Genomic DNA, 11,323 nt, shown 5'->3' on the forward strand with positions numbered 1-11,323 from the left:
CCCGACGAGGAATAGACGCACCAGCAGCAGAAGTCACACAACAACTAACGATCAACTACTGGCGCAGGACACTAGCCGTCTGGCCCAGCCCCTGGCCCGGCGCTCATACGCCCAGCGCCGAGCCGCCGCGTTGCGCCGCCCCGGAAACACCCGCGGGCCACGGCGCCGGGACGGGACCCTCAGCCCGTCCGGCACCGCAGCCCGGAGTTGACCGGCCGGCGGGCGTGCGGTCCCGGCGGCCGTATGGAGGGCCTGCGCAGTCAGGGCAGAGAGCGCCGGTTACCTCGGTCCGTCCTCCTGTGCGGGGAGGGCGGAGGCTTTACCTTTTCATTGTGGACTAGACCATTCGCCGGTGTCCAGCGTTCGTACACGGCCCCGGCCGATCTACCGTCGCATCCTCCAGGCACGGACCGCAGGCCCGGCCGGTTCGATCCGCGGGTACGCTCGCACACGTGCCCTCCATGAACGACCTCGTCCGCCAGCACACCGCTCTGAGTGACACCGACCTCGAGTGGCTCCACCTGCTGGTCTCGGAGTGGCAGCTGCTCTCCGACCTGTCCTTCGCCGACCTCGTCCTGTGGGTCCCCACCCTGGACGGGACCCGCTACGTCTCCGTGGCGCAGATGCGGCCGAACACCGGCCCCACCTCCTACCAGGACGACATGGTCGGCCATCTGGTTCCGCGCGGCCGCCGCCCGCTCCTGGACGCCGCACTCGACGAGGGCAGGATCGTGCGCGAGGGCGACCCCGAGTGGCGCGAGGAGGTCCCGGTGCGGGTCGAGTCCATTCCCGTACGCCGGGAGGGCCGGGTCCTCGGCGTCATCGCCCGCAACACGAACCTGCTGACCGTACGTACCCCCAGCCGGCTCGAACTCACGTACCTCCAGAGCGCCTCCGACCTGGCGCAGATGATCGCGGCCGGGTCCTTCCCCTTCCCCGGCGACCAGGTCGACATGGACGCCTCCCCGCGTGTCGGCGACGGTCTGATCCGGCTCGACGCGGACGGGGTCGTCCAGTACGCCAGCCCCAACGCGCTCTCCGCCTACCACCGGCTCGGCCTCGCCTCCGACCTCGTCGGCCAGCACCTCGGCCAGGCCACGGCGGAACTCGCCCCCTCGCGCGGCCCGGTGGACGAGGCCCTGGTGAAGCTGGCGAGCGGCTGGGCTCCCCGGGAGACCGAGGTCGAGGGCAACGGCGGGGTGATCCAGCTGCGCGCGATCCCGCTCAAGCCCAAGGGCATCCGGATAGGCTCACTCGTCCTGTGCCGGGACGTCACCGAACTGCGCCGCCGTGAGCGTGAGTTGATCACCAAGGACGCCACCATCCGGGAGATCCACCACCGGGTGAAGAACAACCTCCAGACGGTCGCGGCCCTGTTGCGGCTGCAGGCCCGGCGGATGGACTCGGAACAGGGCCGGGAGGCGCTCAACGAGGCGGTCCGCCGCGTCGGTTCGATCGCGATCGTCCACGAGACGCTCTCGCAGAACCTGGACGAGCGCGTCGAGTTCGACGAGATCGCCGACCGGGTGCTGGCGATGGTCTCCGAGATCTCGCCCGGAAAGGTCCACTGCCGCCGGACCGGCCGTTTCGGAATCCTGGACGCCGAGGTCGCGACTCCGCTTTCCATGGTGCTCACCGAGGTCCTCCAGAACGCACTGGAACACGCCTTCGCGCCGGGGGATCAGGGCACGGTCGAGGTGTCCGCGGTGCGGGGCGGTGCCCGCGAGGACGCGCGGCTGCTGATCACCGTCCAGGACGACGGCTGCGGACTGCCCGAGGAGTTCGACCCGCAGCGCACCGGCAATCTGGGGCTGCAGATCGTACGGACCCTGGTCGAGGGGGAGCTGGGCGGTTCGTTCGACATGGTGCCGGCGCCGGACGGCGGCACGCGGGTCGTCCTCGACGTCCCCGTCCAGACGGAGAAGTAGTCACACAGAAAGCAGTGAGCCCCGGACCATGGTGTGGTCCGGGGCTCACTGTCACGTTGCTGAGCGCTTTGGTGGGTACTGCGCGCTGCGGCTCGGGGCGGGTGGTGCGTACTCGCTGTACGCGCCGCCGGGCTCAGGCTCGTAGCAGGGTGTCAGGCGCTGGCGTTGCGCGCCCGGTTGCGAGCGGCGCGGCGCTTCATCGCGCGGCGCTCGTCCTCGCTGAGGCCACCCCAGACGCCGGAGTCCTGGCCGGACTCGAGCGCCCACTGCAGGCACTGCTCCATGACGGGGCAGCGGCGGCAGACGGCCTTGGCTTCCTCGATCTGCAGCAGCGCAGGACCGGTGTTGCCGATGGGGAAGAACAGCTCCGGGTCTTCCTCACGACAAACGGCGTTGTGACGCCAGTCCATGGCTGCTACCTCTCCTTGGTATTACATGCTGATTGCTTGTGAATGTGAACGCTTTCACGAATCCCCCCGCAACGGAAGGGCCGACTGCCGGTTACCCGGTGTGGTCCTGGGTTTGTGGAGGGGTTCTGGCTCTCTGGGGGCCGATGTTGCGGGCCGTCCCGAGCGCCATGTAGAGATTCGCAAACCTCGGCGGCGGATACAACCCCTTGCGGAAAGTTTTTTTTGATTCCTCGGTGTCGGCTAGGTCACAGCCGTACTTCTATGGGGTGGATGCCAGCCTAAACGTTCGAGTGAAAGGCCGTTTGGCCCTTCTACTCACACAATCACACGCAGTGCACGGCGAACGCCTGTGAACGTCACGCTCGTACGCAGCCCGAGGTGGTCACCGTCCATCTGGAAGGGAAGCCGCACCTTGGAATGCAAGGTGAAGTCCGTCAGATCGTGCAGTGACAGCGCGTGCTTGCCGTGCGGACCCCGCTCGGGGCTGGAAGTGAGCAGCTGGGTCGCGTAACGCGCCACCGCGGGCGTGGACAGCCTGCTCAGCGCGAGCACGTCCAGGGCGGTGTCGAAGGAGGCCTCCGGTGACGCGTACACCGGGCGATTGCCCAGGTAGGTCCAGGGGGAGGTGTTACAGACTATCGACAGCACGAGGTCGGTCACCGGGTCGGAACCCGGGCGTTCCAGCGTGATCGTGCCGCGCCGCCGGTGGGGGTCGTCGAGGAACTGGCGCATCACCTGGCGTACGTACAGGGCGTGCGTGGACCGCTTACCGCGCTCCCGCTGCTGTTCGACCCGGCCGACCACACCCGCGTCGAACCCGAAACCCGCGCAGAACGTGAACCAGCGCGCCGGGACCGATTCGTCCTCCGTGCCCGGCGTGCCGGCCGCCAGGCCAAGCCCGACGGTCTGCTCGCGGCGCTCGCGCAGCGCGTCCAGCAGCGCGCCGGTGGCCTCCACCGCGTCGTTGGGCAGCCCCAGGGCACGGGCGAAGACATTGGTCGAGCCGCCGGGGACCACCGCGAGGCCGGGGAGCCGGTCCGGGTCCGGGCCGTCGTGCAGCAGACCGTTCACCACCTCGTTGACGGTTCCGTCGCCACCGAGAGCGACGACGAGTTCGGTGTCCGCGCCATCGGCGGCCCGCCGGCCCAGATCGCGGGCGTGCCCGCGGTACTCGGTGGTCACGACCTCCAGCTTCATCTCGCTGGCCAGGGCGTGGATGAGTACGTCACGCGTGCGTGCGCTGGTGGTGGTTGCCGCCGGATTGACCACGAGGAGTGCACGCATGCGCGCCAGACTACCTACCGTCCGGTACCTGGCCCAGCCCCGGTCCAGGGACCGGAACCGGCTCCGTCGGCGCTTCCCGGCCGCGGCTACCCTGCTGGGGTGAGCAATGAGCAGACCCAAGCCACCGCCGGACCCTCCCGGCTGACCGCCGCCGCCGCGCTGACCGCGCTGGAGGGTCTCGCCCTCGCCGCCGTGGGCGTCTACCTGCTGGTGATGGGGCTGCTCGGTGACCCCGACTCCGCGCAGCAGGCCGAGATGGGCGGCCTCACGGTGATCGCCCTCGCGGCGATCCCGCTGGCCGCCGCGCGGGGGCTGCGACTGCGCAGGCGCTGGAGCCGCGGGCCGGCGCTGATCATGCAGCTGATCGCGGTACCGGTCGTCTGGACGCTGGTCGAGACCGGCGGCGTGATGATCGCCGCCGGCGTCGCCCTCGGCCTTGTCGCGGCTGTCGTCCTGGCGCTGCTGGTCAACCCGACGGCCACGCAGGCGCTCGGCATCGGGCCCCGGGACGCCGAGGACGCGTAGGCCCGCTCCGCCGCTCCCCTGCTTCGCTACTCCTCGACCAGCAGCTTTTCGCGCAGCTGTGCGAGTGTGCGGGCGAGAAGGCGCGAGACATGCATCTGGGAGATGCCGACCTCCTGTGCGATCTGCGACTGGGTCATGTTGCCGAAGAAGCGGAGCAGCAGGATCCGCTTCTCTCGCGGCGGCAGGTCCTCCAGGAGCGGCTTCAGCGACTCGCGGTATTCGACACCCTCCAGCGCCTCGTCCTCCGCGCCCAGCGTGTCCGCCACCGCCGGGGACTCGTCGTCCGTGTCCGGCACGTCCAGCGAGAGCGTGCTGTACGCGTTCGCGGACTCCAGGCCCTCCAGAACCTCTTCCTCCGAGATCCCGAGCCGCTCGGCCAGCTCGTGGACCGTGGGGGACCGGCCGTGCTGCTGCGACAGCTCGGCGGTGGCCGTCGTCAGGGAGAGCCGCAGCTCCTGAAGCCGGCGCGGCACCCGCACCGCCCAGCCCTTGTCGCGGAAGTGCCGCTTGATCTCACCCACGACGGTCGGGGTCGCGTACGTCGAGAACTCGACGCCCCGCTCCGGATCGAACCGGTCCACCGACTTGATCAGGCCGATCGTGGCGACCTGGGTGAGGTCGTCCAGCGGCTCACCGCGGTTGCGGAACCGGCGCGCGAGGTGCTCGACGAGCGGGAGATGCATGCGCACCAGCCGATTGCGCAGTTCGGCCCGCTCGGGCGAACCGTCGGGCAGCTTGCGCAGCTCGATGAACATCGCCCGCGCCCCGCTGCGGTCACGCGGATCGTGCTGCTGCTGCTCGTTGTGGTGCTGGTGCTCGCTCATGGGGCCCGCCCGCTCTGCCTGCTCCGCCGAGTCCGAAAAGCCGTCCACCGGGTGCGGCCGGGCCTGCTGCTCCGGGATGCCCTCCGGGGCGTGTAGCACCCGTGGGATGCGTTCGTCGTTCCGCACCGGACCTTCCCCGTCCTTCACGCCGGCCCGGGTCCCGCGCCGCGCTGTTTGTAGAGGCTGATGCTGACCGTACGGTCGTCGGCGACCGTCGAGTCGACCTTTCCCGCCAGGGCGGAGAGCACCGTCCAGGCGAAGGTGTCACGCTCCGGCGCACGGCCGTCCGTCGTCGGGGCCGAGACCGTCACCTCGAGCGAGTCGTCGACGAGGCGGAAGACACAGCTGAGTACGGAACCGGGGACGGCCTGCTGGAGCAGGATCGCGCAGGCCTCGTCGACGGCGATGCGCAGGTCCTCGATCTCGTCGAGGGTGAAGTCCAAACGCGCCGCGAGGCCGGCCGTGGCCGTACGCAGCACCGACAGGTAGGCACCCGCAGCGGGCAGCCGGACTTCCACGAAGTCCTGAGTCCCGGGCTCGCCTGCGATCTGGGACACCCTCACCTCCAAGGTGGTACAAGCTCTTTTCCGGGGCCCGGGAGTCGCCCCCCGGACCGGTACAGCACGATGTTCGCCGGTGACGCTATCGCGATCCGAGCTGTCCTGTCGCGGGCCCGCGTCCCCGCCGGGTCCTGCCGCTGTCACTCATGGTAAGCCTACGGGTACGGACAGTGGCTAGGGGGCTGCGGACCCAATTAGTGAGAACCGGCGGAGGGTTGACGTACCCACGCGTCAGACGATCGAACCGTCCATAAAACACCAGCGCCAGTCCTCACCCGGCTCGAAGCTCCGCATGACCGGATGGCCGGTCTCCCTGAAGTGCCCGGAGGCGTGCCGCAGCGGCGAGGAGTCGCAGCAGCCCACATGCCCGCAGACCAGGCAGAGCCGCAGGTGAACGGGGTGGCTGCCCGCCGCCACGCACTCGGGACAGGTGTCGTCGAGAGGCACGGGCTCGGGGCGCGGCAGTTCGGGAACATGCGGGCACTCGCTCATGATGGCCAGGTTACGACGGACCTGTGAACGACGGCGGGGGTTGGCCGATGGAGGTATTGCCGCTGGTGGCGCTGGTGGCGGGCAGCGCAGCTATCGCCGGAGCAGCCCGCAGGACGCCGGTGCCGGCACCGCTGCTGCTGGTCGCCGCCGGGCTGCTGGCGGCGTATGTACCGGGCGTCCCGGACTACACGCTCGACCCGCACATTGTGCTGCCGCTGTTGCTGCCGCCCCTGCTCTACACCGCCGCGGTCGACAGTTCGTACCTCGATCTGCGGGCGAATGTGCGGCCCGTCGCCCTGCTGTCGGTCGGCTATGTGCTCTTCGCGACCCTCGTCGTCGGTTACGCGGCGTACCTGATCATCCCTGGGCTGCCGCTCACGGCGGCGCTGGTGCTGGGCGCGGTGATCGCACCACCCGACGCCGTGGCCGCCACCGCGGTCGCGCGCAAGCTGGGGCTGCCGTCGCGGGTCACCACGATTCTGCAGGGCGAGTCCCTGGTGAACGACGCGACCGCGATCACCGCCTTCAAGGTCGCGCTGGCCGCCGTGGTCGGGGAAGGCGCCGACTGGGGCGGCGGGATCGTCGAGTTCCTGCTCGCGTCGGTCGGCGGGGTCGGGGTCGGCCTGCTGCTGATGGTGCCGCTGCACTGGCTGCGTACGCATCTGAAGGAGGCGCTGCTCCAGAACACGCTCTCGCTGCTGATCCCCTTCGTCGCGTACGCGGCGGCGGAGCGCGTGCACGCCTCCGGAGTGCTCGCCGTGGTCGTCGTCGCCCTGTCCCTCGGGCACCGGGCCTGGCAGGTCGACTTCGCGACCCGGCTCCAGGAGGCGGCGGTCTGGAAGATGGTCGCCTTCATCCTGGAGTCGGTGGTGTTCGCGCTGATCGGACTCCAGCTGCCGGTGGTGCTGGAGGGACTCGGCGCGTACGAGGGCCTGGACGCGGCCTGGTACGCGACCGCGCTCTTCGTGGCCGTGGTGGTGGCGCGGTTCGTCTGGGTGTTCCCCGCCTCCTACCTGCCCCGGGCCCTCTCGTCCCGGATCAGGGAGCGGGAGCCGGGCTTCAGCTGGACCAGCCCGCTCATCGTCGGCTGGGCGGGGATGCGCGGGGTGGTGTCCCTGGCGGTCGCTTTCTCGATCCCGCTGACCGTCGACGGTGGCGAGGACTTCCCCGAGCGCAATCTGATCCTCTTCCTGACCTTCACGACCGTCATCGGCACCCTCGTCGTGCAGGGGCTGACGCTGCCGCCGCTGATCCGGCTGCTGAGGCTGCCGGGGCGCGACGCGCGCGCCGAGACACTCGCCGAGGCGCAGGCGCAGAGCGAGGCCTCGCGGGCCGCGGAGCAGCGGCTGGACGAGCTGCTCGCCGATGAACGCAACGCGCTGCCGCGGCCGCTGGCAGACCGGTTGCATACGGTGCTGGAGCGGCGGCGCAACGCCGTGTGGGAACGGCTCGGCCCGGTCAACGAGGTGACGGGGGAGTCGGCGGACGACACCTACCGGCGGCTGTCGGCGGAGATGATCGGCGCCGAGCGCGCGGTCTTCGTGGAGTTGCGCGACCAGCGGCGGATCGACGACGAGATGCTGCGGACGCTGCTGCGCCGGCTGGACCTGGAGGAGGCGGCGGCCTACCGGGCAGCGCCCGGCTCCGGCTGACCGGTCACCACCGCGGCAACGGTGGTGCCGCGCGGGAACGCGCCCTCTTCGGCGAGGCTGGTGAGTGCGTACAGCATCTTGGCGACATAGAGCCGCTCGACGCGGAGCCCGTGCCGGGCCTCGAAGTCGCTGGCGAAGGCGTCGAGTTCGGGCGTCGTACGGGCATAGCCGCCGCAGTGGAAGCGGTCGTCGAGGGACCAGTCGCCGGTGCGGGCGCCGAACGCGGCGTCCTGGAGCGTACGTATCCCGTCGCCGAGGAAGCCGCCCTTGAGCACGGGGACGCCGAGCGCCCGCTGCCCGGGCGCCAGGCCCGCGGCCAGCCCGGCGAGCGTGCCGCCGGTACCGCAGGCGACGGCGACGACATCGGCGGCCCCGCGCAGCTCGCGACCGAGCGCGGTGCAGCCCTGCACGGCCGCCACATTGCTGCCGCCCTCGGGGATGAGGCGAACCTCGTTGACCTCCGCGGCGGCTGCTGCTGTGTCGAGGATGTGCGCCAGAACCTCTGGTTCCGTCTTGTTGCGGTAGGTCGTGCGGTCGACGAAGTGCAGCCGCATGCCGTTCGCCGCGCACTGGGCCAGCGACGGGTTCAGCGGGCGGCCGGCCAGTTCCTCGCCCCGTACGACGCCGATCGTCGCGAAGCCCAGCAGCCGGCCGGCGGCGGCGGTGGCCCGCAGGTGGTTGGAGTAGGCGCCGCCGAACGTCAGCAGGGTGCGGCAGCCCGCATCGGTGGCGGCCCGCAGATTCGGCGCCAGCTTGCGCCACTTGTTCCCCGGCAGATCGGGGTGGATCAGATCGTCGCGCTTGAGCAGCAGTCGCACCCCGTGGCGGGTGAAGCGCTCGTCATCGACCGGCCGCAGCGGCGAGGGCAGTCGCGGCCGCAGCGCGGTGAGGCCGAGCGCTTCGGGAGTCGTCACCCTCTCATTGTCACTTCCCCGTCACTTCAGCCGCTCGTGGACGCGGTCGCGCATCGACTTCATGGTGAAGCCGCGCGGATCGACCTTGCCCGGCTGCCATTCGAGATGGCCGATGACCGACCGCGCGGTCCAGCCGTGGTGGCGGCAGATCGCTGCCGCCGCCTTCTCGATCGCTTCGAGCTGGACCGAGGGCCAGGGGTCCTTGCCGTCGCCGAGGTTCTCGCACTCGAAGCCGTAGAAGTGGCGGTTTCCGTCGGTGTTGGCCTCGTTGTCCGGGGGGAGGGCCTTCTCGGCGATGACGGCGCGCAGCACGTCGTCATCGCCGAGTCCCGCGTGGTTGGCGCGTCCGTAGCCGACGAGGTGGACCTCGCCGTCCTTGGCGATCACCCCGTGGCACAGCGGTCCGGGCAGGGAGGCGTAACCGTCGCGGCAGATCCGGACGGTGTTCGCTGTGCCCTTGGTGACGGTGTGGTGGATCATCACGCCGTGCACCGGGCCCCAGGGCCCCTTGTGGTTGCGGTTGTGGGTACGCCATTCACCGACCTGGACGACGGTCAGTCCTTCGTTCTGGAGTACGTCGAGGAACCTGCCCGCGGACATGGGTGGGGCCATGGCCGTCTCCTTTGCGGGGCGCGACGGCCGCCGAACGCGGCCGCCTCATACCGCTGCTTGTACCGGAACGCAGACGTCCGGGCCATCCTGTTCGGACCCTGAGCGAGCCGATCCGGTCAGCGGTGGTCCCCCACCCGCTGCCGCCGCGGAGACGTCAGCCACCTCAGCAGCCGCCCTCAGCCGCGCAGGAAGGCGTCCCCGTGCGTGGCGATGTGGCTCTCGACGGCCTGCAGTGCCTGCAGGGTGGCTCGCGGGTCACCGCTGCCGCGCTGCTCCGCGAAGTAAGCCGCGCCCAGTCTCTTGAGGAGGTCGTGCCCGGCGCGCTGCGCCTGCACTTCGTCCAGTTTCTGCTTGCCCTGGGTGAGGCCGCGTTGGGCCTGCTCCTTGGCGCGGTCGAGGAAACCAGCCATGGCGTGTGCTCCTGACGGTCGGTACTGACGGTCGGTACGGATGGTTCGTACGGGCCTGTGGGATCAACGACCGGGCGGATCACGCGGTTCCCGCCGTACCTCCGACAGTGCGGTCAAGGTGCCCCGCCAGGGCCAGTCCAGTCCCACTCATTTGTGTAATGGCGCACTGACTCTCCGTCCTGGAAGGCTTTCTCTCGCAGGTCAGAGCATGATCGAAAGGGAGGCGCATGTCGGTCGAGGCAGGTTCCGAAGTCCGTGAGGGGCAGGCGCAGCCGCAGCGCAGTCTGGGCACCGCAGCCGCGCGGAACTTGGCAACCACCACCAAGTCCGCGCCGCAGATGCAGGAGATCACCTCACGGTGGCTGCTGCGGATGCTGCCGTGGGTCCAGGTGCAGGGCGGCACGTACCGGGTGAACCGCCGGCTGAGCTACTCGGTCGGTGACGGGCGCGTCACGTTCATCAAGACCGGGGATCAGGTGCGGGTGATCCCCGCGGAGCTCGGCGAACTGCCGGTGCTCCGCGACTACCAGGACGAGGAGGTGCTCGCCGAGCTCGCCCAGCGGTGCCGGCAGCGGGAGTTCGCGCAGGGGGAGACGCTCACCTCCTTCGGCAGCCAGTCCGACGAGGTGTTCCTGCTCGCACACGGCCGGGTCGAGAAGGTCGGCCCAGGCCCCTACGGGGACGACGCCGTACTGGGCGTGCTCGCGGACGGCTCGTACTTCGGCGATCGGTGCCTGACCGACCCCGACTCCATCTGGGAGTACACGGCCAAGGCTGCGACCGCGGGCACCGCGCTGGTCCTGTCCCGGCAGGACGTGCTGACCCTGGCGGACCGCGTGGAGTCGCTGGCCCGGCACCTCGAACACGTCCGGTCCATCCCCGCCCAGCGGACCAACAAGTACGGCGAGGCCGCGATCGACCTCTCGGCCGGCCATGTCGGCGAGGCCGTGCTGCCGGGCACCTTCGTGGACTACGAATCGGCGCCCCGGGAGTACGAACTGAGCGTCGCCCAGACCGTGCTGCGCATCCACGGCCGGGTGGCCGACCTCTACAACCAGCCGATGAACCAGACCGAGCAGCAGTTGCGGCTGACGGTCGAGGCGCTGCGCGAGCGCCAGGAGCACGAGCTCGTCAACCACCGGGAGTTCGGCCTCCTCAACAACTGCGAGTACGACCAGCGGTTCCAGCCGCACGACGGCGTCCCCAGCCCCGACGACATGGACGAGCTGCTCAGCAGGCGGCGCGGCTCGAAGATGTTCCTCGCCCACCCGCGGGCCATCGCCGCGTTCGGCCGTGAGTGCAACAAGCGCGGGCTGTACCCGGACAGTGTGGAGATCGCGGGCAACCGTGTACCGGCCTGGCGCGGGGTGCCGATCTTCCCGTGCAACAAGATTCCGATCAGCGACGCCCGTACGACCTCGATCCTCTGCCTGCGTACCGGCGAGGCGGAGCAGGGGGTCATCGGACTGCACCAGACCGGCATCCCGGACGAGATCGAGCCCAGCCTCTCGGTGCGCTTCATGGGCATCAGCGAACAGGCGATCATCTCCTACCTCGTCACGGCCTACTACTCGGCGGCGATCCTGGTGCCCGACGCCCTGGGCGTCCTGGAGAACGTCGAGATCGGCCGCTGGCGCTAGGGCCTGTTGCGAAAGTGGATCTCGCCTGTGAAATGATCTTGTGTTGTGGCGCGTGCAGATCTGACGGACGAA

At 70.1% G+C, this 11,323-nt stretch carries 12 protein-coding genes; 4 read left to right on the top strand and 8 right to left on the bottom strand.

What is annotated here, in order from left to right; all coding sequences use genetic code 11:
• Positions 1-461 precede the first annotated feature (461 nt).
• The gene (locus tag NLX86_RS33825; RefSeq protein WP_254375664.1) at positions 462-1,928 is read left to right on the top strand and encodes a sensor histidine kinase; all 1,467 of its coding nucleotides are present in this window, start codon (positions 462-464) and stop codon (positions 1,926-1,928) included.
• Between the two features lie 152 nt (positions 1,929-2,080).
• Here the strand turns inward: NLX86_RS33825 and NLX86_RS33830 are convergent, their stop codons facing one another.
• The gene (locus NLX86_RS33830) at positions 2,081-2,338 is read right to left on the bottom strand and encodes a WhiB family transcriptional regulator (RefSeq protein ID WP_003953983.1); all 258 of its coding nucleotides are present in this window, start codon (positions 2,336-2,338) and stop codon (positions 2,081-2,083) included.
• A 315-nt stretch (positions 2,339-2,653) separates the two neighbouring features.
• A complete protein-coding gene (locus NLX86_RS33835) occupies positions 2,654-3,622 on the bottom strand; it encodes a diacylglycerol kinase family protein (RefSeq protein ID WP_254375654.1) in 969 nt (322 codons plus the stop codon).
• 99 nt (positions 3,623-3,721) lie between these two features.
• Between NLX86_RS33835 and NLX86_RS33840 the strand changes: the two genes are divergently transcribed.
• The gene (locus NLX86_RS33840) at positions 3,722-4,147 is read left to right on the top strand and encodes a hypothetical protein (protein WP_254375655.1); all 426 of its coding nucleotides are present in this window, start codon (positions 3,722-3,724) and stop codon (positions 4,145-4,147) included.
• Positions 4,148-4,173: 26 nt separating this feature from the next.
• Here the strand turns inward: NLX86_RS33840 and NLX86_RS33845 are convergent, their stop codons facing one another.
• From NLX86_RS33845 to NLX86_RS33855, 3 genes are all read right to left on the bottom strand, one after another.
• The gene (locus NLX86_RS33845) at positions 4,174-5,097 is read right to left on the bottom strand and encodes an RNA polymerase sigma factor SigF (RefSeq protein WP_254375656.1); all 924 of its coding nucleotides are present in this window, start codon (positions 5,095-5,097) and stop codon (positions 4,174-4,176) included.
• 17 nt (positions 5,098-5,114) lie between these two features.
• Complete coding sequence (locus NLX86_RS33850; protein ID WP_254375657.1) at positions 5,115-5,528, bottom strand: anti-sigma regulatory factor; 414 nt, start codon at positions 5,526-5,528, stop codon at positions 5,115-5,117.
• A gap of 234 nt (positions 5,529-5,762) precedes the next feature.
• On the bottom strand, positions 5,763-6,023 hold the full coding sequence (locus tag NLX86_RS33855; RefSeq protein ID WP_254375658.1) for a UBP-type zinc finger domain-containing protein: 261 nt from the start codon (positions 6,021-6,023) through the stop codon (positions 5,763-5,765).
• A 47-nt stretch (positions 6,024-6,070) separates the two neighbouring features.
• Between NLX86_RS33855 and NLX86_RS33860 the strand changes: the two genes are divergently transcribed.
• Entirely contained in the window at positions 6,071-7,675 is a 1,605-nt protein-coding gene (locus tag NLX86_RS33860) for a Na+/H+ antiporter (protein ID WP_254375659.1), read from the top strand.
• Here NLX86_RS33860 and NLX86_RS33865 read toward each other — a convergent pair.
• The 3 genes from NLX86_RS33865 to NLX86_RS33875 all read right to left on the bottom strand — a co-directional run bounded on the left by NLX86_RS33865 (position 7,648) and on the right by NLX86_RS33875 (position 9,611).
• Positions 7,648-8,589 carry a 1-aminocyclopropane-1-carboxylate deaminase/D-cysteine desulfhydrase gene (locus NLX86_RS33865; protein ID WP_254375660.1) on the bottom strand — a complete coding sequence of 314 codons (942 nt, stop codon included), beginning with the start codon at positions 8,587-8,589 and terminating at the stop codon, positions 7,648-7,650. The genes NLX86_RS33860 and NLX86_RS33865 overlap by 28 nt on opposite strands.
• A gap of 21 nt (positions 8,590-8,610) precedes the next feature.
• Entirely contained in the window at positions 8,611-9,201 is a 591-nt protein-coding gene (locus NLX86_RS33870) for an N-acetylmuramoyl-L-alanine amidase (protein ID WP_254375661.1), read from the bottom strand.
• Between the two features lie 176 nt (positions 9,202-9,377).
• Positions 9,378-9,611 carry a hypothetical protein gene (locus NLX86_RS33875; RefSeq protein WP_254375662.1) on the bottom strand — a complete coding sequence of 78 codons (234 nt, stop codon included), beginning with the start codon at positions 9,609-9,611 and terminating at the stop codon, positions 9,378-9,380.
• A 227-nt stretch (positions 9,612-9,838) separates the two neighbouring features.
• On the opposite strand from NLX86_RS33875, the gene NLX86_RS33880 reads away from it, so the two are divergent.
• Positions 9,839-11,251: a family 2B encapsulin nanocompartment shell protein gene (locus tag NLX86_RS33880; RefSeq protein WP_254375663.1), complete on the top strand. Its 1,413-nt coding sequence runs from the start codon at positions 9,839-9,841 to the stop codon at positions 11,249-11,251.
• The last annotated feature ends 72 nt before the right edge of the window (positions 11,252-11,323 follow it).

It is taken from the genome of Streptomyces sp. A3M-1-3 (assembly GCF_024213665.1).
Lineage (GTDB): Bacteria > Actinomycetota > Actinomycetes > Streptomycetales > Streptomycetaceae > Streptomyces.

Excerpts from the sequence above, each read along its gene's own strand:
- NLX86_RS33825 (WP_254375664.1), top strand. The coding sequence starts at position 462 with ATGAACGACCTCGTCCGCCAGCACACCGCTCTGAGTGACACCGACCTC.
- NLX86_RS33830 (WP_003953983.1), bottom strand. The coding sequence starts at position 2,338 with ATGGACTGGCGTCACAACGCCGTTTGTCGTGAGGAAGACCCGGAGCTG.
- NLX86_RS33835 (WP_254375654.1), bottom strand. The coding sequence starts at position 3,622 with ATGCGTGCACTCCTCGTGGTCAATCCGGCGGCAACCACCACCAGCGCA.
- NLX86_RS33855 (WP_254375658.1), bottom strand. The coding sequence starts at position 6,023 with ATGAGCGAGTGCCCGCATGTTCCCGAACTGCCGCGCCCCGAGCCCGTG.
- NLX86_RS33860 (WP_254375659.1), top strand. The coding sequence starts at position 6,071 with ATGGAGGTATTGCCGCTGGTGGCGCTGGTGGCGGGCAGCGCAGCTATC.
- NLX86_RS33870 (WP_254375661.1), bottom strand. The coding sequence starts at position 9,201 with ATGGCCCCACCCATGTCCGCGGGCAGGTTCCTCGACGTACTCCAGAAC.
- NLX86_RS33875 (WP_254375662.1), bottom strand. The coding sequence starts at position 9,611 with ATGGCTGGTTTCCTCGACCGCGCCAAGGAGCAGGCCCAACGCGGCCTC.
- NLX86_RS33880 (WP_254375663.1), top strand. The coding sequence starts at position 9,839 with ATGTCGGTCGAGGCAGGTTCCGAAGTCCGTGAGGGGCAGGCGCAGCCG.